Below are 25,066 nucleotides of genomic sequence, written 5' to 3'. Positions count from 1 at the left end.
GCGCTTCAAGCCACATCAAGAATGATAGGCTCAATCCGCTATATTATCATGCACCAGCGAGGCGGGCATGTTTCCACGCGCTCTCTACAATTGGCAACAATCTCGCAGCGGTTGCCTCTGCCTTTGCACTCGAGGCATTTCCTTCGATCAGGCGCTTGTTAATACCTTGGATGATGCCCACCAATCGGAACAGGTTGTACGCAAAATACCAGTGCAGATCGGGCACCCCTGCCCGCCCAGTGGCGGCGCAGTAGAGGTCAACGGCGTCCTCCATCGTCGGCAAATCGAGACCGGCCAGATCGAGCCCAGAAAGTCCCGGTCCGCCATCCGACGGCATTGTCCAATTTAACGCGAGATAAGCGAAATCTGCTAGCGGATCGCCGATCGTCGCGAGCTCCCAGTCGAGGACCGCAGCGACCTGCGCCTGGTCAGGCGCAAAAATCAGATTGTCGATCCGGTAATCACCGTGGATGATCGATGTCCTCCCCTGCTCAGGCACAGTGCGGGGTAACCACTCAATCAGCCTCTCGACAGCCGGGATATTGGCGGTTTGCGCCGCGCGATATTGCTTCGTCCAGCGATCGATCTGCCGCGCGAAATAATTACCAGGGCGGCCGAAATCACCGAGACCGATAGCGGCCGGATCTATCGCGTGCAGCTTTGCCAACGTATTGATCATCGCCTCGTAGATGGGTCGCCGCGCGGCCGGTGCGGCCTCCGGCAGCGCAGCATTCCAAAAGGTGCGACCTTCCACCATCTCCATCACGTAGAAGATAGACCCGATAACTGCTGGGTCGTCGCATAGCGCGAACGGACGGGGCACAGGAAAGCCGGTGGGATGCAGCGCCGAGATGAGCCGATATTCGCGATCTACGGCGTGTGCGGATGGCAGAAGCGGTCCGAACGGCTTGCGGCGCAACACATAGGCACCACTTCCCGCGTCGATCCGGTAGGTCGGGTTGGATTGCCCACCGGGAAATTTTGCAATAGCGATCGGCCCCGTGAACCCTTTGGCGTTGGCCTCCAGCCAGCGCGACAGTGACGCCTCGTCCAGATCGACAGCGCCGCGCATCAACATTTCAGGTGCATCGCGGTCTGGTCCGCGTAGCCGTCGGATTCGGCGTCGACGATAGTACGGTCATTCACCGCGCATAGCCCGTCGAATCGGAAAAAGTTGCCGATTCTCGATATCACCTGCGTAGCGCCCCGCGCAGGATCTTGCCGACCGCAGATTTCGGAAGTTCAGTGCGCGCTACAAATTCTCGGGGCACTTTATAGGCCGCAAGCGAGGCCCGACAATGCTGATCAAGCTCTGTGAAAGACGGAGGCGGGTTACGCAGGACGACAAAAGCCTTCACGGATTCGCCAGTACGCTCGTCTGGCACACCGACCACCGCTGCCTCTGCTACGCCGGGGTGGTTCGTCAACACAGCCTCGACTTCGTTTGGATAGACATTGAATCCCGACACAAGCACCATGTCCTTGGTGCGGTCGCGGATCACGAGCATACCGGATGTCTCGAACGCGGCTACGTCGCCAGTGCGCAACCATCCGCCGTCGAAGCTCTTTGACAGGTCGGACTCGACACCATGATAGGCTCCCGCAACCTGCGGCCCGCGGACGAGCAATTCCCCGGACTCGCCGATCGGCACATCGCGCCCCTGCTTGTCGACGATCCGGATGTCCGTTCCGGGAACGGGTAGGCCAACCGATCCGTCGCGGCGCGCGGCCGTGGGTGGATTGCAGCTGACGATGCCAGTCGTCTCGGTAAGGCCATAGCCCTCGAGTACCGGCCCGACGAGCCGTTCCCATTCAGCCGCGATGGAAGGGCGAAGCGCAGCGCCACCAGCGATCGCGAAGCGCAAACGGGGAGGCCGTTCTCGAAACCAAGGTTCTACCAGCAGGCCGGCGTAGAGCGTGTCCACGCCCGCCATCCAGTCAATTTCGAATTGTTCAAAAGCCGATCGAAGGTTCGATGCCGGACGCGCAATCGGTACGATCACGTTTTGCGTGCCGGCCTCGACATAGACCAGCATGCCGAACATGAAGGCAAAAATGTGGTAGAGCGGGAGCGCGGTCAAGGCGGTGCCTCGCTCAATGGGCGAGCCAAATCCTTCAAAAAAGTCGCGCACGATTGCTGCGGTCGCTAGCAAGTTCGCGGCTGTGATCACTGCGCCCTTGCTGCGTCCGGTCGTGCCTCCAGTGTATTGGTAGAGCGCAACGGCGCATCGCCTTCCAGACGGAATATCCGTCGACGCCAGAGCCGCGTCCAAAGTCCATCGGGTTTGCACACCGTCCGAGGATTTGGCTGCGTCCCCAAGCCAGGAAGCCGCCGGACTTCGATCCAGCAATGTAGCTGCATCAACTGTGATGACGGCCATTCCGAATAGATCGACTCCCAGTTGATCTGCCATCGCAACTTCTGTCACAATTACCTTGGCGCCGCTGTCGCGAAGCTGGCGCATCGTCTCGACAGCGGTGTAGAAAGGGTTGACCGGGGTGACGATCAATCCAGCCTTCCAAGCGCCGAAAATGACGATTGGAAATGCCAGGCCGTTGGGAAGCTTGACTCCAAGCACGTCGCCGGCCGACAGTTTCAGATCTGTCTCAAGGAAACCAGCAAAGGCATCGGACAGTCGGACGGCTTCGACAAAAGTAAGGCTTTCGGTCGTGCCATCGGAATGTGCGACCGTGAAGGCGGGCATTGCGCCGAAGCGCTCCGCCGCACGGCTGAGCAGATCAGCAGGATGATCGACACTGGTCGTGACGTCCAGCTGGTAATCTCGCAGATGCGCGGGATACAGGTTTTCCCAAGGACGAGATTGGATGGGATCGGTCATGCTGTCCTACCCTCAAAGATCTGAGGCTCATGCACACGGTAGCCACCACGCACCAACTGCAAAACGATCAATCCGGCAACCAGCAGACCTGAGATTGGCAGCAGCCCGGCCCGCTGCGATCCTGTTGCCGCAGTAGCGAGCTGAACCAGCAGCGGCCCCAGCCACATCGTCGCGGTCCCTGCGATGACAAATAGTCCGAAAAAGATGCCGACCTTATGGGCGGGCACGACGCGCGTAAGCATTGTTCGGCTCGAAGCGTAGGCAGCCGTCACAGTAACCGCCCCCAGCATGCCGCACGCGAGCAGGCCAAGTTCGGGCGCCGTACGAAACATCGGGCCACTCCAGACAGGAGCATGCGTTACAATATCGAACGGCTGATAAAACAGAAGCGCCTTCGTGTTGCCGAGCGACAGAAGCTGCGATGCTACCACGCCACAAATCTCGAGCGTTAAGGCACGCTTAGGGCCGATGCGTTGGTCGAGCCACCCTGCAAGCAGACCTCCGCCGACTGCGAACACACAAAGGATCATGCCGTAGGCGAGAAGCTCAAGCGTCTGCCAGCCCATAGTGCCGGCCGCGTAGACGCCCGTAAAAATCAGAATTCCGGTTAGTCCGTCGGTGAAGAGCATCCTGGCACCAAGATAAACGAGCGCGTCGCGGTGCCCTCGCGCTTCAAGCACAAGTGCCTTCAGATCGGCAATCGCGAGCCGGGTTGCTGCACCGATGCAAATGCCGGTTCTCTCAACGTCTGGCACGAAGAAGAGTAGCGGAAGCGTACCGAAGGCCAGCGCGATTGCGGCCAATACAGGCACGATCCGGTCCTGTTGGTGGCTGGCTACGTCAAGGCCGAACAATGGCGCTGTCGGCACGAAGCCCCAGGTTACCTTACCTGGCAGCGCAAACCCCCATAAAACGAACGCGAGCATGGCAACAGACACGAAGTTGCCGAACGCTAATGCCAAACCGGAGGCGGCGCCGGCTGTGCTCATTCCCGCTGCCGGCAATAACAGCGCGTTGTGGAGTGTTTCCGTATAGGCGAACAAAACAGATAGCGCAGCGAGTACCGCGATAATTGTGTTCACGCCAAGTCCGGCACCCCCCGGTATGGCCCACCACAGCGCCGCCATCAGCGGGATCATTAATGCGACCGTAGCGCCAAGCCAAGGCTTACGCGGCCCCATCCTGTCGACCACCGCGCCAAGAAGCGGGGCCGTCAGCGCGACGATCCAGCCTGCATATTTGGCGCCGCCTGCGACCAGCGCCTGACCATGCACCGGATCGGCGATCACGAATGTCACAATGTACGGCACGAAGACGTAGATGGTGACGAGAATGATGTAGGGGTCCCGGCCGCCCTGGAACAATGCCCAGAACCAAGCAGCTTTTCCTACTCCCCCACCTACGGGCGGCTCAATCGCAGGTGTCATGTTTCGATCTCATCGCTCAGAAGCCATCTCAGGGCTTCGGACTCTTCGACAAAGAGCCGCTGATTGGGTATGGCGATGCGTTCCACCTGTCGTTTAAAAAGCGCGCTCGAGAGTACCGTTGCAAGGCGGCGCGGAAGCATCTCCTCGCGGTGCATGCTGGCTTTGAATTCGGCGATGACATCCTGCGACTGCGCACTCAGGTCACGGGCGTCCACTAGTGCCAGAAGGTTGCCGTGACGGCAGCCCGCAGACAACATCTCGGTCACCGCGGCGACAACCGCCTGCTCGTAGCAATCGACCGTTTCGGCCGTCCAGTGGCCGCGCATCGTCACGTGCAACAGATTTCGACCTGCATCGATCGCGATATCGAAATGCTTAGCTTTCATGCGCTCACCTCACGAACCGGCGAGGACGGCCTGTACTAGCCCCGCCGCCTTCGCATACGGCGCGTAGAAGACATCGATCAAATCCCCCTCGCCGCGCACAACCACGCCACGCGGGTTGGAGAACTCGCGAAACCCTTCAATGCCGTGATGACGCCCCATGCCGCTCATCCCGGAACCGCCAAACCCCATCGATGGGAGCGCGCTTTGGATCGCGCAGGTATTGACCGCGGCGCCACCCGAGTGCGTCGATGCGAGCACATGATTTGTAAGCGCAGGGTCGTCGCCAAACACGTACAGCCCGAGCGGGCGCTCGCCAGCGTTGATTGCATCCAGCGCAAGATCCAGATTGTCATAGGGTACGACCGGCAGGATCGGACCGAATATCTCCTCCTGCATGATCCGTAGGTCGCGCGATGGATCGATCGCCAACGACATCGGCATGCGCCGCGTCTCTAAGTCGATCTGGCCGTTTTCCTCGAGCGTCACGATGCGGCACTGAGAGGCACGTGCCTCCTCCAACATGTCCTCGATACGCTGCAGGTGCCGCGGCGAGATCATGCCGGTGCATTCGTCACCGTGCGAATAGTTAGGCGCCGCCCGGGACATAAAGCTCGTGGCATGCGCTACAAAGGTATCGAGGTCCGCTCTCGGCACCAGCGCGTAATCGACCGACACGCACATCTGCCCGCTCTTGATCAGCTTCGTGCCGATGACAGATTCAACGTTAGTTTCAGTGACGGAACCTGGCGTCATGATGGCGGGGCACTTGCCACCCAGTTCGAGAGTGACGGGCGTCAGGTTGGCGGCCGCTGCCTGCATCACCTGTCGACCAACAGCTGGACTGCCAGTGTAGAGCAAATGGTCCCACGGCATCGACGAGAAGGCGCGCGCGAGTTCGAGCCCGCCGACAGCGACTGTGACCAGGTCTGGATCGAACGTTGCGGCCACCATTTCCGCAAGCAGGTCTGCGCACGCCGGTGTGAACTCTGATGGCTTGACGATCACCCGGTTGCCTGCAGCTAGCATGTCGACCATCGGTCCTACCGATAGATCGAATGGGAAGTTCCAGGGAACGATGTTGCCGATAACGCCCTTGGGCTGATATTCGATGTAGGCCGTGGCCGTCCCGAGCATCGCCGGATCGGTGTGACGCGCGCTGTCCGCCATCCACTCTTCGAGATGCTCGAGGACGTGCTGCGCGCGGCCCACGACGCCCAGCACCTCTATGAGGTCGGAGGCCGGCACCGGATGGGCGCCGAAGTCCTGCGCGATCGCCGCAGAGATGCGCTCACGATAGGCGAGCATCATACCGATCAGCGCGCCGAGGCGCTCCCTGCGCGCTTCGATCGACGGACGGCGGTCTTTGGCGAAGGCCGCGCGCTGCGCGGCAAAGGCCACTTGAAGGGCTGCCATCGCCCCGGCGTTGTCAGTGCCTGTCGGCATGCTCGTGGCGGGGGTCTCAAGTATCGACATGGTTGGTCCTTGCTCCTGATCGATCAGCTGGCTGCGGTCATCGCGGCGAGCAGAGCTGTCCGCTCCTCCCGAACCTTTTCTGGTTCAGTGACAACTTGCAGATGGAACTCGCGCAGTTCCTCAGGAATGTACCAGTGGACGCGGTCAGTGCCGTAGGCCCCCCATACGGTCTCGGCGACCTCGCGCGGCATGACCAATCGCCACATTCCCTCGCTCGGGGCCATCTGCCGCATCCCGTCGGACAGCAGAGGCGTATCGATCAGGCCAGGCAGCAGGTCGGCGGCGCGAACGCCGTAACGTTTCAGCTCGATCGATAGCGCCTCCGTGAGGCCTCTGACAGCGTGCTTGGTCGCCGAGTAGACGGGGATGCCGGCCGTGCCGAAGATCGCCGACGACGATGAGGTGATAAGGCAGAGCGACCCCGGTGTATTCTTCAGCAACGGAACGCCCGCGCGCACGCCGAGCATCACGCCGATAAAGTTGATATTGACGATGCGCATCACGTCATCCCACGGCTGCTCATCAAGGAGACCGCTGGAGCCAATGCCTGCATTATTGAAGAGCAAATCGAGAGTGCCGCCGGTCGCGATCGCGAATAGGTCCATCGCCGACTTCCATGCCGAGGCATCCGTAACGTCGAGGATATCGAACAATCCGTTGGCATCGCCGACCTCCTCTTGAAGCGTTTTTAGCCCCTCCTGATTGACGTCGTATCCGCCGACAAACCAGCCTTTCTCTGCGAACAATAGAGCTGTGGCTCGACCCATTCCCGAGGCCGCCCCGGTAATGAATATGGACTTTCGGCCGTTCGAATTGGTCATGATGCTGTTTCCCTGGTACCACGGGCATGCTCGCCGTCGAGCTCCATGCCGGCGAAGTCGCCCTCTTCGCGCCAGGAGCGGAGCAACCTGACGAACTCGATGGGACCCGCTGCGAACGGCGAGCCGCGCGCCGCGGCGCCAGAAGCCCTGCCTTCGTTGTTGTAATATCCCGGTGTGCAAGCTTCGATGAATTTGCGACGTCCTTCGGCCATGCGAACGATCGTCGCGACCCAGTCGCCTTCGGCATTCTCGGTGGGCTCGATCGCCCCGATGCCCTTCGCGGCGCATTCGGCCACGATGTGTGCGATATGCAAAGACTGCTCGCTCAGCATGTGCGGGAAATTGGGCGACATGCCCGCCTGCGCGGGGCCGATCACGAACAAATTCGGAAAGCCGCGGGTATGCATTCCGTGAAGCGTCGACATGCCTTCCGCCCACTTTTCACTGAGCGACTGGCCGTTAACGCCGTTTATTGTCATGCTCGACCGCTTTTCGTAACTCGTCGACGTCTCGAACCCCGTTGCGAAAATCAGGCAGTCGAGTGGATATTCCACGTCGCCAACGACGACCCCATCAGGCGTGATGCGGTCGATCCCGTAGCCCGCAGTCTCGACGAGCGACACGTTCGGGCGATTGAACGCCTGCAGATAGAGGTCGGAGAAGCAAGGTCGTTTACAGTAGAGACTGAACCACGGCTTCAGTGCGTCGGCCGTGGCAGGATCCTTAACGATACTGCCAATGCGCTCACGGATCTGAGCCATCTTTTCGAAATCGGCCTGTTCCAAGAGCGTGCCCGGATCGAGGCCATGCGGATTGTTGGCAAGCTTCTCACGCACCGCGCGCGCCAGCACCGTCCATCCATCGCAAACGTCATCGTGCGGCGGCAACGCCGCGGTAAACTGCGCGGTGAAGTTCTCCATACGCCGCTGCTGCCATCCTGGCTGGAGGCTGGCAACCCATGCTGGGTCGGTGGGACTGTTATCGCGCGCGTCGACCGAAGAGGGCGTGCGCTGAAAGACGGTCAAATGCCTGGCGGACGCAGCGAGCGGGGGAACGCACTGGATCGAAGTGGCGCCTGTGCCGATCAGCCCAATGCGCTTATTGGCCAGATCGGCCAGCGGCTCGGTCGCGCTGCCGCCGGTGTACGCATAGTCCCACCGGCTGGTGTGGAAGCTGTGGCCCGCGAAGTCGTCGATGCCGGGTATCTCCGGCAGCTTCGGCCTGTTCAGCGGGCCGGTCGTCAGCACCACGAACCGCGCCGACATGACGTCGTCGCGATCCGTCCGGACGGCCCATTGGGCGGTGCCGCCGTTCCAATCTAGCGCTGTCACTCGTGTTGAGAAAAGCGCGTCGCGGTAAAGATCATAATGCTGGGCGATACGCTTCGTATGAGCACGAATTTCATCCGCTTTTGAATAGCGCTCAACGGGCATGTAGCCGGTTTCTTCCAGCAGCGGAAAATAGATGTAGGATTCGACATCGCACGCTGCGCCCGGATAGCGATTCCAGTACCAGGTTCCGCCGACATCGCTGGCGACGTCCACAATACGGACCTTCGCTACTCCCGCTTCGCGCAAGCGTGCCGCAACCATCATGCCGCCAAATCCCGCACCGATCACCAGCACGTCGACCTCGTCGGTGAGGGGCTCACGCGGGGGGGCAGAACCGTACGAGTCATCGAGCATGTGCGCGAAGCCCTGCTCGACGTCCCTGTATTGCCGCTGCCCCGCGTCACTTACCGAACGCTTGTCGCGTTCGGCCTGGTAACGCGCGCGGGTTTTTTCAACATCGAGCGCAGTGGTCGTGGCGGGCAGTTCCGTCATGATTGTCCTCGTCGTTCTCGTCGGTCTCAGAAACGCTTCGTCAGAGTCGCGCCGTACGTCCGGGGGTCATTCGTGAACCCGGTGTAGCTTCCACTTTGCGCGACAGTCGGGAAGGCTCCGATGAGCGTGTTATGCTTCGTTAAATTACGCACGAAGAACAGCAACTCGATCTTTTGCGGTGGCAGAGCGAAGCCCAAGCTGGCGTTGACATTGCTGGTTTCGGTGCTGCCATATTGCGCTGGCACCACGTCTATCAGCTGGGTCCTGCTGGAATAATCGTATTCCCCGCGTAGGAAGGCGCTGACCGTGCCGAACTCATGATTGATCGTAGCCGATACCGACGTGCTCCATTTGGGGATGCCGGCCGGCCGTTGCCCAGACAAATCCCGAAACGGCGGGATTTGCCCATTCGCTGGGTTTAACGGGCATTGAACCGTGTCGAAGCTGACGCACGGTGCCCGCAAAAAAGAGTCGTATTTCGGGTCGAGATACGTCCCCGCCCCAGTGAGCGACAGCCAGGAAATCGGACGATACGCCGCTTCCACTTCGACGCCCTTCACCGACTCCTGTCCGGCATTGACTAGACTATAGCCTGTGCCCGTAAAGGCGTTGGACTGGAACCCCTTGATCGTTTGCTTAAAGACCGCAAGGTTTAGATATCCACCGTGGAAAACCGCCTTGGCCCCTACTTCGTAGAGCCGCACGTTTTCGGGATCAGCCGTGCGCCCGACACCGTTCGCGTCCGGCGACCGCGCATCTGTCGAGAGATTGAAGGCACCCGCCTTCCATCCGGTCGAATAACTGGCATAAAGATTGACCCGCCCGAGGTCGTAAGTCGCGCGGCCGAGATAGGTTACCTTGTCCCCCTTCAATATGCCCGACTCGTTAGCGTTGGGATAGTTAACCGGACCGTGGGTGGGCGCATTGCCATAAAAGAACTGGAGAGCTCCAAGCGCACCGTACAGGTTGCCTGGAAGGCCTATGGCGGTAAACTGCGGAACTGCTTGCAGGTTCAACGCCGAAAATTGGTCGGTCAACACGACATTTGCCGTCGATGCCTTGCGGTCGCTAAGATATGCGACACCGCCCGTCAAAGTCAGCCTGTTAAAGAGTTTATAGTCGGCTTGGCCAAAGAATGAGAAAGAATCCTGCTTGAGCGTGTATGGCGCGATCACGCCTTGCCCCGCCCCAAAATAGGTGGAGCCTGGTTTGATCGAAGGGGAGACAAGGCTCTGCAAGAACTCCAGAGCGTAAATGTTCGATCGTCCCGTCAAAGCGGGGCGAAGGGCGGCCGGAAGTGCACCGATTAACGCCGCGGGAACTTGTCCGCTCAGCGCGTCGGCGAACGGACGTATCTGCGATCCAAAACTAATCTGACTGCTCGTGTCGAGATTTTCGTGATCGTAGAAGCCCCCGATCAGCCAACTAAACGGACCCTTGCCACTTGAGGTCAGCCGCACCTCCTGAGTGAACGTTTTAGTACGGGTTTGGTCTGAGCGGTAGGACAGGTCAGCACCAGTGAAGTCGACGTCTTCCGTGCTGTTGTTACGCTGATCGCGGTATGCCGTGATCGACGTGACCTTAGCGAAGTTTAGATCGTAATCGATCTCGCCCGATACGCCTTTGCCGACGATGTGGTTCGTCGGATCCCGGTCGAACGCGATATTCCGGCTATATTTTGTTGCGGGATCGCTAACCGCCGCACCCAGGCCAAAAGGCGCCGCGGCCGCAATGAACTGCGAGGCCGGACCGTTAAATAGCTGGACAGCCCCGCAACACCGCTCGTTAATCTCATTATAGTCCGCAATTAGCCGGATCGATAGCCGATCGACAGGGTTCCAGAGGACGTCGACGCGTGCTGATTGCCGGTTACGGTCGTTGATGCTGTGCCCGGTAACGATATTGTGATTATATCCGTCCCGCTGATCTACGGCCCCAGATAGGCGGATCGCAACTGTGTCGCTCAGCGGGCCGGTCGCTGTTGCCTTTGCGATGAGTTGGCCATAGTTGCCGACGGTAAGGTCAACCCGCCCACCGAAGTCGAACTGCGGACGCTTTGTGATGATGTTGATGGCGCCGACCGACACGTTCTTCCCGAATAACGTCGACTGTGGTCCGCGAAGCACCTCAATGCGCTCCACCTCAGGTAAGTCATTTAGCGAAGCCGCGCTACGCGATCGGTAAACGCCGTCGATGAACACGCCGACTGAGCCCTCGATCCCGACGTTGCCGTTGCCATTGCCGAAACCGCGGATGACGAAGTTAGTCTGGCCAACTGTGTTGAACTGCGCGACTTTTAGAGACGGAACGACCGACTGGAGATCGACGAGATCACGGATTTGCGCACGATCGATGGTTTGTTGGCTGGTGACGGCGACCGAGATTGGCACGTCCTGCAGTGTCTGTTCGCGCTTCGACGCAGTAACGACAATGTCATCGTTCGATTGTGCGGCATCGGTGGCCGCGCGCGTCGGGCTGGTTTTGGTTGCCGCCGCGCTGTCGCGCGCGTTCAGAGACTGCGAGTCTGCGGGCACCGCAACCTGCGCTAACGCTGGCGTGGCGACGACAAGCGCCAGAACGGAAACGCCAAAAAGCCTTAGACGCATCATATCCACTCTCCCAAAAAAGCACGCCGTTTTTCGACGTTGCGGTCATCTTTCTATGTCAGACAAGGAAATCGAGGACAAGCTAGAAATTTAGGAGTTTGGCTGCCATTGTCTGCGCGCTCGCGTCGATTAAGGGTGTTGGTCTGAGAGAAGGATCGAAAGTTGACGTCAGCCGCCCCACCAAGCCACTCGCCGCCTGCCACCAAGCCGCAGGCGCGTGGAAGAAAATCCTTAAAGAAAAAGGATGCGATCATCCGCGCCGCGATAGAGATCATCAATGCAAAGAGTTTCGCGTTGGCGACTATGGCCGAGATCGCTGCGAGCCTCGATCTGCGTGACGCCACCTTATATTATTACTTTTCAAACAAGCAGGCCTTGGCATATGAATGCCATGTGCGATCTCTACAGCGGTTCGAGCATTTGCTCGAGTCCTGCGATACGGGCGGCGGCACTGGAATCGAGAAGATCCGTCACCTGTTGCAAGGGCTGCTGCAGGACTCAGTCGAAAAAGGTCCCCAGCTTTATTTTGGTGACTATTCCTACCTAGAAGACTTTCAGCGTGACCGCGTTGCGACGTGGGCAGACAAAATGAGAACTCGCCTCCAAACTTTCATCGAGGCTGGAATGGAGGACGGATCTATTGTGGAATGCGAAGCTGCGCTCGTGGTGCAGCTAATGTTGGGGATGATCATCTGGTTGGCCAAATGGACGCCGCAAGTGAAAGGGCTCACGGTCGAGCGACTGCAAGCTTCGATCAGCGCGTTGGCATTTCATGGCCTCGAAAGCCGGATCGCGCCGGGTATGTGAGACGCACCTTTCAGACTTCGTGACCGCATTGCTGCTTTGGGCGAATGCGGCGCGGCGATCTGGATGAGAACCGTGTTGCCCCACCAGAAGATGTTCCCGAGCAGTGATCCTATTGCCTCACCGGAATGTTCCCCTACACCGATCGCCAGGCGGGGTCGACATCCTTGGTTGATGGGACGCTGTGGAGCGGAGCCGTAGGCGAAGCGGAGCAGCGTCCCATCAACCCTCCGCCGGCGTCGGCGTTGGCACGGGCATTGCCGTACCCGTGGCTGTAGCCGCTGCCAGCCCGGAATGAGTGAACACCAGTGCGTGGGCGTATTCGGATCGCCAGATTTTGAGGCGGCGCTGGACCGTTCGGATCAGGCTATGGGGATAATTGTGGGGCCGCTCGATCTGAAGTTTTTCCAGCAGCTCCCTCCCGGTGCGCCAAGGCTCCTGCTCGAACCAACACTTTCAATGCTCGCTCACCTCGATGAGCGGATCGGGACGACGACGACCGCGCTTGGTGGCTAACTTGTTGAATGCGGTCGGTGGCGCCTCGCCGCTCTGCCATATCGTTTGCAGGCTAGAGAGGAACGCGTCCAATGGTGGGGCCGCGGACTGTTCGCTCACCGCTACCGGGCCGACCGTGTCGGCAAGGGCGACCAGCCGTTGTTGGCCTGCCCTGATATCGCGCAGCAAGCGGACCGGATCGAGGTTGGCAAAAATGGCACGCACGCGTGTCCGTGTGTCATCGGACGCCCGCGGATCGTCGAGCAACCGCTGATAAGGCGTCGCCGGTGCATGATAGCGCTTGTGCACGCGCGCACCGTCGCGGTGCTTCTCGAACGGCGTTCGGGCCGGGGGAATCCTCCCGGCCGACGCATGTCAAACCAAGGCGTTGCGGCGGATCAATTCCTTGTACCAGCCTGCGCTCAGCTTCGGCGTGCGTTTTTGAGTCGCGAAGTCGACATGGTGGATGCCAAAGCGTTTGGCATAGCCGTCGGCCCATTCGAAATTATCCATCAGGCTCCAAAGGAAATACCCCTTGAGCGGATAGCCGTCCACCGCCGCGCGCCGGAATTCGGTGAGGTAGTTCCTCAGATACATGATTCGGTCGGAATCATCGACGGTTCCCGCGGCGTTAAGCGGATCATCGGCAGAGCAACCGTTCTCCGAAATGTAGATGGCTTTGGGGCCCCACAATTCGCTGACCGTACGCACCGCCCAATACGCGACCTCCGGCCCGACATAGAGCCAGGGCGAAGCCATGCGCGGCGAGGAAGCGAGATGCGGCAACGCGGTGTAGCCCTTGGGGGACGCCGGATCGGCCTTAACGTATGTTGGCGTATAGATGTTGAGCGCGACGAAATCGAGCTTGCTGCCGATTGCCGCCATGTCCCCTGGCTCGACCCGCGGTGCGTCGGCGCCAGCGTCTTTGAGGTAGCTTTCGCTGTAGCGCCCCTCCATGATCGCTGTCAGGAACATCGCATTTTCTTCGCGAACTGCCTTTTTTGCCGCTGCGATATGCTCCGGCGTTTCGATGACGGGCACGAAGAAATTGGCGTTGTCGGCCATGCCGACCTCGGTCCCCGCCTTCGCGTGCGCGCGAATCGCCTGTACGCCCAGGCCATGCGCGAGGACGCCATGATGACGGACTTGATTCACTAGGCGCGGCGGCAGCTTGAGCCCTGGTGCATGGATACCCTGACTGTGCCCGAGATCGGTAAAGCAGCGCAACTCGTTCACCGTCATGAAACGGTGAACGCGATCGGACAGTTTGCCCGCCATGAAACCGGCATAGTCTGCAAAGGCGTGGGCGGTGTCGCGATTCTGCCAGCCACCGGGTAACGCCTGGGGCAGGTCCCAATGGAACATCGTGACATAAGGCGTGATGCCGGCGGCCAGGAGCCCGTCGATCACGCGGTTATAATAATCGATACCTTTTTGGTTGGGGCGGCCACGCCCCTCCGGGAAAATCCGCGACCAGGCCAGCGACAGGCGATAGGCGCCCACACCAAGATCCTTAAGCAACGCGATGTCCTCGCCGTAGCGATGATAGCTGTCGCAAGCCACGTCGCCGGTATCGTTATTGGCAACCTTCTCGGGGGTGTGCGAAAACACGTCCCAATTCGTCGCTCCGCGACCGTCTTCTGTGGCCGCACCCTCAATCTGGTATGACGCGGTTGCGCAGCCCCAAACGAAATCCTTGGGAAAGCTCAGGTCCTGCGGTTGTACTAGAGCCCCCGCCGCTTGGGTGAGCGAGGCGTTCGCAGCAAAGCCGACGCTCGCTGCGCCGCCTGCTCGCAAGAAGTCCCGTCGATCCATCGCGTCGCTCCATATCTGTCTTGATTAGCTGCGTTTTTGGACGCGAGGCCGTAAAATCACCATTGCCATGTCGGCGCAATGCGGTTGCTCGCCAGCGGTAACGCGACAGGGGCGCGTGATCAAGCTATCGCCAGGACAAACGACCGCCCCACCATCTGCGCGCCCTCACGATCTCGGAGAAAGAGGGGCGGCAGGTGGTGGGCGGCAACGTCAGGTGGTCAGAACTTCATGCGTGTCGTCAGGGTAAAACGACGGTCGTTGACGAAATAGCTGCGCGGTGCGAGCAGACCATTGGCGTCAATTACCGAAAGCGTCTTGGTAACCGAGTTGAGCAGATTGACGCCCTGTACACCGATCTTGAAATGATTGTTGACAGAATAGATCATGCTACCGTCAAGCTGCCCGTACGAGGCGGAATAAATCGGCAGGTTCGGCACGATCTCGTCTCGCACCGTCAACAGATATTTCGAGCGCCAGTTATAGGCGGCCCGCATCGAGAGCGCTCCCCTTTCATAGAAGATCTCGCCGTTGATTGTATGCTTTGAAAGACCCGCGAGTGGCAAAGCGCCGATGTTGACCGAGGTCGTGGGTGACGCGGCGATGCCACCAAGTGAGTTGGGAACGCTCGACGGATCGACGAAGGTGTAGTTTGACTGGACTCCCAGCCCTGACAGCAAGCCGGGAAGGAAATCGAAAGTTTGCTGATAGGAAAGTTCGAAACCCTTCACATAGCTATGCCCAGGCGCATTCTGCGGTCCGATGAACAGCACGTCCTGCGTGACGCCGTTGTTGGTCACCGCGCGCGACTGCGTCACGTCGGACACGATGACATTGGTGAGGTCCTTGTAGAACAACGCGCCGGTCAGCGAGCCTACCTTAGCAAAATACCATTCGAGCGTAAGGTCGAACTGATTGGCTTCGACCGGGCGCAGATTGGGGTTGGAATTGCGACTGCCGCCATCGAGCCGGAACGGCGTGATGCCGAACGCCGGCTGAACCTGGATGGTGCTCTGCAACTGCCCGAAATCAGGCCGTGAAATCGCTTTCGAATAGGCAAAGCGGGTCAATAATTTCGGCGTGAGGCCAACCTTGAGGTTGAAACTCGGCAGCCAGTGGTCAAACCCGTTGCGGGTCGACTGGTTAGTAGACGCACCATTCGAGAAGGTCAGCAGGCTTGCTTGCTGCGTGGCGGTCAGCGCGCAGAACGGGCTGGTCTGCATCGGATCGGCGCAGAACACCGCAGCCGACGCCGAACCGCCGATAAGCTGCTGATTGGTCGGCAACGTGAAGAAGCCGTTCGCCTTGTCGATCGTGCGGACGTAGCGCAGGCCAATATTTCCCGACAGATTGACGCCGCCGAGAAAGCTGCCGCCCTGCGTGCCGAAATCGAGCCGGGCATAGGCCGCCTCGGTGGTTTCACTATTGCCGTAAATCTCAGAAGGCAGAAAGTTAGTGCCGGGGACCACGCCTGGCCGCTGCCCGGCCGGTATAAATCCGGGTTGCCCCCCCATTGCCACCCATTGTGCGTTGATCGCCTGCGCTTGCGCTGCGATTGCGGCGTAATTGGTTGCGGGGTTGCCGTTGATGTAATTGGCATTCGCAGCCGTACCGCTTCCCCGGAACAGGTTGTCGAAGCTGTAAAGCCCGTAATTGGCAGGCGATGTGTCGGAAAAGTGAACGGGGCCGGATCCCGCCCAGACTTCCGATAGCGCCCCCCAATTATACAGCGAATAGCGCACCGTCTGATCGCGATCCGCATAGCGTGCGCCGACCTTCACTTTTTTAAAGAAACCGTCCCCAACGTCGTAAGTCGCATCGCCGCGGAAAGCCCATTCGTGGCCCTCATTCTGCTCGAAATGGTCCATCGCCGCGCGATAGAACGAATTGGCCGGATCGGCGAAATAAGCTGCGTTGGAGCCCGTGCCCGACGGTCGCAGGAATTCGACCTTGGGGGTAGCGCCCGACAGGTCGAGATCGACATTGGCGAAGGTCGATCCGAAGACGGAAAAATCGGTCTGCTCGTCAGTCGAATGGACATATTGGCCGTCGAAATTGAACGAGAGGCGGTCGGTTGCCTTCCACCTTATGTTGCCGCCGAAATCGTCGGTTACTGCGCGCGTCTTCACCCCGCGATTGGAGAGTTGGGTTTCCATCCCGAACTGCTCACCGCCCGGAGGCGTATAACCGCGATCGTATGTGATCGTGCCCGAGCGGAATACGCCGTCTGCATCGAAAGCATAGTTGGTGCCGGCTGCGGGGAAGGTTGCCCGATCGACAGCGTCTGGGTTGGTCTCCATCGTGTGCTCGCCCCACGTTTCGCGCGCGTCCGTGCGGACGAACTGCAGTGTAGCAAGCAACGACTCGTCATTGGTCTGGTACTGCAAAGCGGCCGCCGCGCCGATGCGCTCGCGGTTGAATTCCTCTGTGCGGATGCCCGCGCCGACCGGTGCATAAGCCACTTGACCCGGCGCCAGGCCGGGGAAGGTGTCCGTCTCAGCGATGCCGTCGCCATTTACGTCTCTGCTGCCGTTGAAGCGCTGTTGGAAGTTCGTCACCTGAATACCATCGGAGCGGGTGAACAGCTGCGAATAGGACCCTCCGACCAGAACGCCGAAACGACCGATGCCGGTGTTGAAGTTGCGACTGTACAGCGCAGACACCGCAGGACCACCGCGATTGGCCAGATCGCTATAGTTCATGTCCGCCGAAATATAGAGCACCGGCACTTTGCTATCGAACGGCTTGCGCGTGTTGAGATTGACGGTGCCCGCAATCCCCCCCTCGATCTGGTCGGCCGTCATGTTCTTATATACCTCGACAGAGCCCAACAGCTCCGGCGAGACGTCCGCGAAGTTCAATCCTCGGCCGCCATTGGTCGAGAAACTGTCGCGTCCGTTAAATTCGGATCGGACATAATTTAGGCCACGAATAACGATACCGGATCCCTCGGCCGAAAAATGATCGGGATCGGTCGCGCCGGCGAACCGGCTGATCGATACTCCCGGCACGCGTTGTAATGCTTCGGTGACAGAACGATCAGGAAGCGCACCAATGTCCTCCGCACTGATTGCATCAACCACGGTGTCTGCATTGCGCTTGATATTCTGCGCCGTGGCGATGCTCGACCGAATTCCGGTGACCACGATGTCCACCGCAGCGTCGTCCGGCGGTGTGGTAGGATCAGTGCTCCGGGACGAGGCGCCGGCCTGGGGGTCTGCGGCGGGGGGCGTTGCGATTTGGGCTACCGCATGGCTGCTTACGGAAAGCGCGGCAGCGGAAACGCCTAATCCAAGTAAGCGGGCAACCATGTGTGTTCGGCGAGCGATAGGTGACTGCATCATATTTCCCCTCCAGAGCCGATCGCGAAATCACGCCGACCTTGTCCCGGACTACTGCGGTGTGAGCATCGGTTAGAATGTTTTCTGCGTTGAACAATCGCAAATCTAGCTCTCAAAAAGGTAAGAGTTTTGATTTTCCTTAATATGTTGCAGATCAGTCACACTTGCCTACCTATCGAACCTGAAGGAGAGCAGCGAACGATGGCGACTTTGCATGTCTTAGGCGTAAGAACCCAATGAAGGTTGTGATCGTCGGTGGCGGAACGGCAGGCTGGATGACGGCGGCAGCGATGAGTGCGCTGCTCGATCCGCTCAGTGTCGAGACGCATCTGGTGGAGTCCGACGAAATCGGTATCGTTGGTGTGGGCGAAGCGACGCTGCCGCATATCCGGGCGTTCAATACGCGGATCGGTATCGACGAAGCCGCCTTCATGAAGGCGACAGGCGCTACCTTCAAACTCGGCATCGAGTTTCGCGACTGGCGTGCGCGGGGCGACAGCTACATCCATCCGTTCGGCGGTTTCGGCCGTGATACCGATGGCGTCGGTTTCCATCATTATCTCGGACGGGCTGGCGGTCTTGCGGATATCGAAGCCTTTTCGGTGCCGATCATGGCTGCGCGACATTCGAAATTCGAGCGTCCGGCGGAAGACACAGCGGCGCTCCTCTCGACCTTCGGCTATGCCTATCAGTTCGATGCCACGTGTTACGCGCCGTTCCTGCGCGCGCGCGCCGAAGCGCGCGGCGTGAAGCGCACCGAAGGGCGCATCGTGAACGTGACGCGCGATCCGGTCACTGGGGACGTCACCGCCATCACCTTGACGGATGGCACGCGCATTTACGGGGACCTGTTCGTCGATTGCTCGGGCTTTCGCGCACTTTTGCTCGGCCAGACCTTGCGGGAGCCGTTCGACGACTGGTCGAATTGGCTGCCGTGCGATCGTGCGGTCGCGCTCCCGTGCGCTCCAGCAGATGTGCCGCTTTCCCCCTTCACCACCGCCACCGCGATGTCGGCCGGGTGGCGCTGGCGCATCCCGTTGCAGCACAGGGTTGGCAACGGCTATGTTTATGCGTCGCGCTATATCGAGGATTCTGCCGCGGCCGACGCGCTGCTCGGCGCGATCGAGGGCGCAGCGCAAGCTGAGCCGCGTTTCTTGCGGTTCACAGCCGGGCGACGCGAACGCGCATGGGTCAAGAATGTCGTCGGCATCGGGCTGGCTGGCGGGTTTCTCGAACCGCTCGAATCGACCAGCATCTATCTGATCCAGACCGCGATTACCGCGCTGATCGAACTGTTTCCGCAAGACGGCGACAGCGACCTCGACCGCGACGAGTTCAACCGCGTGCTCGGAGTGGAGTATGACCGCGTCCGCGATTTCCTCATTCTGCATTACCATGCCACCACCCGAGACGATTCGCCGTTCTGGGACCATGTCCGCACGATGGAAATCCCACCGTCGCTTGCGGAGAAGATTGATTTGTTCCGGCGGCGCGGGCGGGTGATGACCTATCGCGAGGGGGCTTTCCTCGAGCCGAGCTGGATCGCCGTCTATCTTGGCCAGGGGATTTTACCGCTGTCGCATGACCAGCGTGCGGACCAGCCTAACGACGCGGCGCTTGCCAAGGCGCTTGCACAACTCCGCGCCGAAACCGCCCAGGCCGTCGCGACGATGCCGGGTCACGGGGCCTATCTCGCACGCATCGGCGCCGCTGCATGAGCGGCGGACCGCTCCGCACGGTAGCCGTGGTTGGCGATGGCGTTGCTGGCTGGTTGGCGGCTGTCGCCTTCGCCCGACGCATCCCGGGCGTACGCGTGGCGCTGGTGGCAGGTGGACGCGCTGGTCTGGCCGATCGCCTTGGTGGGACGACGCCTGCCGTCCACGACTTCCACCACGACCTGCGGATCGACACTCGCCGCCTTATCGTAAGGACCGGCGCTGCGTTACGGCTCGGCACGCAGTTCGACAACTATGTCCACGCCTTCGGTCCCGTCGGTGCGCCGATCGGCGGCACGCCCTTCGTCACCGCCTGGCGGCAGTCGGCGGCGGCCGGGAGCTTTGACGCTTACTCTCCCGCCGCGCAACTGGGCTTGGCGGGCAAGGCGCCCGACTCCAATCCGCTGTTTGCGGATACCGGATATGGCCTGCAACTCGATCCCGCAGCCTATCGCGCTCACCTCGCGGCTTACGCCGAACATTTCGGCATTGCGGTCACGGCCGCTCGGGCGCGCGAGCCGGTGGTTGCGGAGGGTCGTGTCACCGCGCTGCAACTGGAGGACGGATCGGATTTGATCGCCGACCTCTATATCGATGCGACAAATGCGCCCGGATTGTTGATTGGCGCACTGGACGATGGCTGCTGGCGTGATTGGTCGCAATGGTTGCCGTGCGACACGATCGTGCAGGTCAGCAGCGCGCCCCTCGCTGCATTACCCTCGCTCGACCGCTGCGCAACGGTGCCGGGGGGCTGGAGAATCACCACGGCGTTACCGCGGCGCACCGATCATGCCGTCATCTATGATAGCGCCGCGCTATCCGACGGTGAAGCGGCGACGATCCTGGGTGCTTCCCCCACCGCCCAATGTCGCTTTCGCAACGGTCGACGCGAACGCGCGTGGGTCGGCAACGTCGTCGCGATCGGTGATGCGCATGCGACCCTCGAACCGCTCGAAGCCTCGCCTCTACATCTCTTGTACACGCAAATCGACCGGCTCGTCAGCACTTTGCCAGGGCGGGATTTCGCCCCCGTCGAGTTGGCGCACTACAATCGTGAAACCAACGAAGAAGTGGACCGGCTGCGCGATTTCGTGATCGCCCATCGCCGCGACCCATGCGATCCGCCGCCAGAACTGGCCGACACGCTCGCTCTCTTCGCCGCACGCGGGCGCTGGCGGCAGCGCGATGGCGAGGGGTTTTCACGCGACGCCTGGCAAGCTGTGTTGTTCGGGCTCGGGGTTCGCCCGTGCCTCGCCGACCCGGTGGCGCAGGTCATCGAACCGCGCCAGTTAGCGGCGACGCTGTCACAGATCCGTCAGCGACTGGCGTCCGCGGTAGCCGCCGCGCCGACTCATCGCACCTATCTGGAAAGCCTAGCCCGATGACCTACCAAAGCATCCGTGACGTGGTCATCGTCGGTGGGGGCACCGCCGGCTGGATGACGGCCGCTGCGCTCGCGAAATTCCTCGGCAATGGCGAGAGCCGGATCCGTGTGGTCGAAAGCGAGGAGATCGGCACCGTCGGCGTCGGCGAAGCGACGATACCGACGATCGCGACGTTCAACCGAATGCTCGGCATCGACGAGGACGATTTCGTCGCCAAGACGCAGGGCACCTTCAAACTCGGCATCCGCTTCGACGACTGGCGGCAGATCGGCGAAAGCTATTTCCACCCCTTCGGGCAGTTCGGCCAGGATATCGAAGGCCTGAGCTTCCACCAGTTCTTCCTCAAGCTCGCCAAGTCACGCAAATGTGCCGACATCTGGCAGTATGCGCCGTGTGCGGTCGCTGCCGCCGCCGGGCGGTTCTCGCGCGAGCAGGATGCGCGCTCGCCCTTCACGCTGCCATATGCCTACCATTTCGATGCCGGGCGCTATGCAGCCTATCTGCGCGACTATGCGCAGGCGCGTGGGGTCGAGCGGGTCGAGGGGCGGATCGCCAAGGTAGAACAGCGCGGCATCGACGGATTTGTCGAAGCGGTGCTGCTTAGCGATGGCCGCCGCGTCGCGGGTGACCTGTTCATCGATTGCTCGGGCTTTCGCGGCCTGCTGATCGAGGGCGCGCTGGAAAGCGGCTATGAGGACTGGACGCACTGGCTACCGTGCGACCGTGCGGTGGCGGTGCCGACCGCCAATGTCGGCGATCCCGTTCCCTATACGCGCGCGATGGCGCGGCCGGCGGGCTGGCAATGGCGCATTCCGCTGCAGCATCGCACGGGGAACGGCTATGTCTATTCCAGTCGCCATATCGACGATGACGCCGCCGAAGCGGCGTTGCTCGCCAATCTCGAGGGCGAACCGCTCGCCGCCCCGCGCCGGCTGTCGTTCGTCACCGGGCGGCGCAAGCGATTGTGGAGCCGCAACGTCGTTGCCCTTGGTCTGTCGGGCGGTTTCCTCGAGCCGCTCGAATCCACTTCAATTCACTTGATCCAGACCGGCATTGCCAAGCTTCTGTCGCTGTTTCCCGACCGGCGCTTCCTGCCGGTCGAAGCCGCTGAATATAATCGCCTGATGCAAGGTGCCTATGACAGCGTTCGCGATTTCATCATCCTGCATTACCACGCGACCCATCGCACCGACACGCCGTTCTGGGATCATGTCCGGACAATGGACGTGCCCGAGACGCTGGTGCGCAAGATCGAGCTGTTCCGCGCCAAGGGGCGCTTCTTCCGGTATGACGACGAATTGTTCTCGCTGGCGAGTTGGGTGGCGGTGCTGCTCGGCCAGGGGATCACGCCGCAAGGCTATGATCCGATCGTCGATGCGCTCGACGAGGAGTGGCTCGCCGAAGCGGTCGAGCATATGCGCCAAGCCGTCCGGGGTAAGGTCGCGGGGATGCCGACCCAGGCCGCGTTCATCCAGCGGCATTGTGCCGCCGGATAGCACGGATCAGCGCTTCCAGTAGCGCACGTAATCGACATCCATGCGTTGCGGCAGCGCTGCATCGTCGATCCCCCTGGCTCCGCCCCACGCCCCGCCGACCGCGAGGTTGAGGATCATGCGATAGGGTTTGGTGAACGGCCAGGCACGCCGCCCGCCGGGCTGGTCGTCGGCGACACGCATGAAGGCGTGCCCATCGATGCCGATCGTGATCGACTTGGGCTGCCAGTCGAGCTGGTAAGTGTGAAAGGTGGCGCAGGCCGTCGGCACGGTCATCTGCGCGCCGCGTTGCGTGCCGTTCTTGTGGTTGAACAGGGCGGTGTGCAGCGTGGCGTGCGCGACGTTGGGGTCCCAACCGACCATCTCCATGATGTCGATCTCTCCGGCATCCGGCCATGTCCCGCCATCGGGCAGCATCCACAGCGCCGGCCAGGTGCCGCGCCCACAGGGCAGCTTTGCGCGGATCTCGTAGAAGCCAAAGTCCGACTGGCGTCGGCTGATCAGCTTGGCCGATGTGTAAGATTGCCCGCCCCAATCGGGATAGCGCGACGGCGACAAGGTTTCGTGGCGCGCTTCGATGATCAAGCTGCCCTTTTCGATCCGGGCGTTTTCGGGCCGGTCGGCGGCGTAATATTGCTTCTCGTCATTGTACCAGCCGAGGTTGTTGCGGCTGGTATCGAACTGCCATTTGGCTGCATCGATTGTCGTGCCGTCGAATTCATCGGCCCATGTCGGTGGCGTCGTTGGCGTCGCGGCCATGGGCGAGTCCACTTCGACATTCGTCGCGGACATCGCCTGCAAGGCGAAGAAAAACATGGCAGCGCTCATTTTGGCTTCCCTTGTCCGAAATCCAGAACGAACACCGGACCGAGATCGATCGTGCCCTTTTCCGCGGAGAGATGCAGCGCCACGTTTACCTGCCCGGCGGGATAATCTGCATCCGCGGTACCGCGTATCTCATACAGCTTCCAGGCTTCGCCGACATCGACCGATCCGAGCACGAACTGGGTATAGGGCGCCTGCGCCAATTGCAGCCCCGCAAACGGGATAGGCGTCGTCTTGCCGTCGGCAAGCTTTGGCGCCCGCGCCCAGAACGCCAGGAACAGCCGGTCCCCTTTGGCGATCGCTTTCTGGATCGGCGACGTGGCGCCATCGGTATAGACCTCGGGACCTTCCGCGGTGATTTCGACGCGATAGGCCTGCCCGCCTTGTACGGTCTTGTCTGCCACGACCTTCGAGGTTTGGGTCGGGCCATAAGCGCTATAGGTCGCGCCCGCCGCATTGATCGCATATTTCAGGATGGCTGCGTTGTCCTGCGCGGACGCCCCGGCGGGTATAAGTCCCAGCGATAGCGCGAGTAGAGCCCCCGAGAGTATCCGCATTGCTCTCCCCTTTCCTAATGTGCCAAGCATGGGCCATTAATATATTCATTTCTTTTAAGTCATCGCAAAACGTTCATCAAGATCCCATCGTGCGGTAGGAGCTGTGCGCTGAACGGCAGCAGCGCCGCGCCGATCGCCGGCGCGAAAGACGCCGTTCTCGCGCGCTGGACCGGAGCGACCGAGGGAAGCGCGTGCACATAACGCGCCATGCTGCCGTTCAACCGTTCGATCAGCGTATCGATCAACGGTTCGGGCAAACGGCCCCCGACGACGATGACCTGCGGATCGATCAGACAATTTATGGTGACCAGCGGATCGGTCAGCAAATCGGCCGCTTCGTCGATCCAGCTATCGATGATAGCGGCTCCGTGCGCCGTCTGGCAGGTCAGCGTGTCGAGCGTGCCGCTGGCGCATCCCGCGTCCGAAAGCCGATCGTAGAGCGCCGACAGGGAAACCCGACGCTCGATGGGCTGATCGGCTGTCACGCCAGACCGACCCGGCAGGAACCCGATCTCGCCACTGCGGCTGCTGGCGCCACGATAGAAACTCCCGTCGATAACCATTGCCCCGCCGAGCCCGGCGCTGACGAGAATGTAAAAGAAATTTGCGCATTCGCGCCCACACCCGAAATTCAGCTCGCTACTGGCGGCAGCGGCCGCATCGTTGTCAATGTGGATCGGCCACCGCAACAGATCGGCCAGAAGGGCGCGCGGATCGGTCTGGTTCCAAACGGCGTAATCGGCGGGCAGGTTGTGAAAGCCGGGTTTGCTGAACGGTTCGGGCACGGCGAGCCCAACACCGATGATCCGGGTGGGGTCGATATTAGCGGTCGATGTGAGGGCAGCCAGCTGCTCCGATACGAAATCGCGTACCGCCTGGGGCGAGGGATATGCAATCTCGCGAGAGGCCGTCATGCGGGTGGCACCGGCCAAGTCGAGCACGATGAAGCTGAGATGATCGCGATCGATCCCGATCCCGATCCCGAACGCGCCATCTGGATCCAGTGCAATCCTCAGCGGAGGTTGGCCAAGCCCCTGTTGGACTCGCCCCGCCGCCCGGATCATGCCGTCGCGCTCGAGCCGACGCGTGATGTTGGCGATCGTGGGCGTACTCAATCCCGTCATCGCCGCGAGTTCTGTTCGGGTCGTCTCCCGGTGCAAACGGATAGCCCGCAGCACGACCCGCTGATTATAGTCGCCAGCGCGCGTGAGGTTGGTGCCGGAATGACTCTCGGACAGCCGCGCGCCGCGCGTCTTGCTCATG

General features: G+C 60.8%; 18 protein-coding genes. 4 read left to right on the top strand and 14 right to left on the bottom strand.

Features of this window, described 5'->3' with window-relative positions; genetic code table 11:
- Positions 1–46 precede the first annotated feature (46 nt).
- The 8 genes from ACVWYO_RS23190 to ACVWYO_RS23155 all read right to left on the bottom strand — a co-directional run bounded on the left by ACVWYO_RS23190 (position 47) and on the right by ACVWYO_RS23155 (position 11,379).
- Positions 47–1,078: a phosphotransferase family protein gene (locus ACVWYO_RS23190; protein ID WP_457355251.1), complete on the bottom strand. Its 1,032-nt coding sequence runs from the start codon at positions 1,076–1,078 to the stop codon at positions 47–49.
- A 112-nt stretch (positions 1,079–1,190) separates the two neighbouring features.
- Complete coding sequence (locus ACVWYO_RS23185; protein WP_457355249.1) at positions 1,191–2,840, bottom strand: AMP-binding protein; 1,650 nt, start codon at positions 2,838–2,840, stop codon at positions 1,191–1,193.
- The gene (locus ACVWYO_RS23180; protein WP_457355247.1) at positions 2,837–4,267 is read right to left on the bottom strand and encodes an MFS transporter; all 1,431 of its coding nucleotides are present in this window, start codon (positions 4,265–4,267) and stop codon (positions 2,837–2,839) included. The genes ACVWYO_RS23185 and ACVWYO_RS23180 overlap by 4 nt, the downstream gene beginning before the upstream one ends.
- A complete protein-coding gene (locus ACVWYO_RS23175; protein WP_457355245.1) occupies positions 4,264–4,653 on the bottom strand; it encodes a hypothetical protein in 390 nt (129 codons plus the stop codon). Before ACVWYO_RS23175 ends, ACVWYO_RS23180 begins: the two co-directional genes overlap by 4 nt.
- Before the next feature lie 9 nt (positions 4,654–4,662).
- The gene (locus ACVWYO_RS23170) at positions 4,663–6,126 is read right to left on the bottom strand and encodes an aldehyde dehydrogenase family protein (RefSeq protein ID WP_457355243.1); all 1,464 of its coding nucleotides are present in this window, start codon (positions 6,124–6,126) and stop codon (positions 4,663–4,665) included.
- A gap of 23 nt (positions 6,127–6,149) precedes the next feature.
- A complete protein-coding gene (locus tag ACVWYO_RS23165) occupies positions 6,150–6,947 on the bottom strand; it encodes an SDR family oxidoreductase (RefSeq protein WP_457355241.1) in 798 nt (265 codons plus the stop codon).
- Complete coding sequence (locus ACVWYO_RS23160) at positions 6,944–8,770, bottom strand: flavin-containing monooxygenase (RefSeq protein ID WP_457355239.1); 1,827 nt, start codon at positions 8,768–8,770, stop codon at positions 6,944–6,946. The genes ACVWYO_RS23165 and ACVWYO_RS23160 overlap by 4 nt, the downstream gene beginning before the upstream one ends.
- A gap of 26 nt (positions 8,771–8,796) precedes the next feature.
- A complete protein-coding gene (locus ACVWYO_RS23155) occupies positions 8,797–11,379 on the bottom strand; it encodes a TonB-dependent receptor (protein WP_457355236.1) in 2,583 nt (860 codons plus the stop codon).
- 159 nt (positions 11,380–11,538) lie between these two features.
- Here ACVWYO_RS23155 and ACVWYO_RS23150 point away from each other — a divergent pair, with 159 nt between their 5' ends.
- Positions 11,539–12,183, top strand: coding sequence for a TetR/AcrR family transcriptional regulator (locus ACVWYO_RS23150; RefSeq protein WP_457355234.1), 645 nt, complete (start codon positions 11,539–11,541; stop codon positions 12,181–12,183).
- A gap of 453 nt (positions 12,184–12,636) precedes the next feature.
- On the opposite strand, the gene ACVWYO_RS23145 is transcribed toward ACVWYO_RS23150, so the two are convergent.
- From ACVWYO_RS23145 to ACVWYO_RS23135, 3 genes are all read right to left on the bottom strand, one after another.
- Entirely contained in the window at positions 12,637–12,984 is a 348-nt protein-coding gene (locus ACVWYO_RS23145) for a hypothetical protein (protein WP_457355232.1), read from the bottom strand.
- Between the two features lie 66 nt (positions 12,985–13,050).
- Positions 13,051–14,490 (bottom strand): GH1 family beta-glucosidase, encoded by a 1,440-nt coding sequence (locus ACVWYO_RS23140; RefSeq protein ID WP_457355230.1) that lies wholly within the window; start codon positions 14,488–14,490, stop codon positions 13,051–13,053.
- 218 nt (positions 14,491–14,708) lie between these two features.
- Positions 14,709–17,798 carry a TonB-dependent receptor gene (locus tag ACVWYO_RS23135; protein ID WP_457355228.1) on the bottom strand — a complete coding sequence of 1,030 codons (3,090 nt, stop codon included), beginning with the start codon at positions 17,796–17,798 and terminating at the stop codon, positions 14,709–14,711.
- 266 nt (positions 17,799–18,064) lie between these two features.
- Between ACVWYO_RS23135 and ACVWYO_RS23130 the strand changes: the two genes are divergently transcribed.
- From ACVWYO_RS23130 to ACVWYO_RS23120, 3 genes are read left to right on the top strand one after another with little or no spacing between them, the layout of a single operon-like run.
- Positions 18,065–19,546, top strand: a complete 1,482-nt coding sequence (locus tag ACVWYO_RS23130) for a tryptophan halogenase family protein (protein WP_457355226.1) — start codon at positions 18,065–18,067, stop codon at positions 19,544–19,546.
- The gene (locus ACVWYO_RS23125; protein ID WP_457355224.1) at positions 19,543–20,928 is read left to right on the top strand and encodes a tryptophan 7-halogenase; all 1,386 of its coding nucleotides are present in this window, start codon (positions 19,543–19,545) and stop codon (positions 20,926–20,928) included. The genes ACVWYO_RS23130 and ACVWYO_RS23125 overlap by 4 nt, the downstream gene beginning before the upstream one ends.
- Positions 20,925–22,424, top strand: a complete 1,500-nt coding sequence (locus ACVWYO_RS23120) for a tryptophan halogenase family protein (protein WP_457355222.1) — start codon at positions 20,925–20,927, stop codon at positions 22,422–22,424. The genes ACVWYO_RS23125 and ACVWYO_RS23120 overlap by 4 nt, the downstream gene beginning before the upstream one ends.
- A 6-nt stretch (positions 22,425–22,430) precedes the next feature.
- Here ACVWYO_RS23120 and ACVWYO_RS23115 read toward each other — a convergent pair whose 3' ends face one another.
- From ACVWYO_RS23115 to ACVWYO_RS23105, 3 genes are read right to left on the bottom strand one after another with little or no spacing between them, the layout of a single operon-like run.
- Entirely contained in the window at positions 22,431–23,249 is an 819-nt protein-coding gene (locus tag ACVWYO_RS23115; RefSeq protein WP_457355220.1) for a glycoside hydrolase family 16 protein, read from the bottom strand.
- Positions 23,246–23,803, bottom strand: coding sequence for a hypothetical protein (locus ACVWYO_RS23110; RefSeq protein ID WP_457355218.1), 558 nt, complete (start codon positions 23,801–23,803; stop codon positions 23,246–23,248). The genes ACVWYO_RS23115 and ACVWYO_RS23110 overlap by 4 nt, the downstream gene beginning before the upstream one ends.
- 59 nt (positions 23,804–23,862) lie before the next feature.
- Entirely contained in the window at positions 23,863–25,065 is a 1,203-nt protein-coding gene (locus tag ACVWYO_RS23105; protein ID WP_457355216.1) for an ROK family transcriptional regulator, read from the bottom strand.
- Between the last annotated feature and the right edge of the window lies 1 nt (position 25,066).

Source organism: Sphingomonas sp. UYP23 (genome assembly GCF_054059235.1).
Note: the sequence above shows the minus strand (reverse complement) of the source record. Positions and strands in the feature narration are given on the sequence as shown.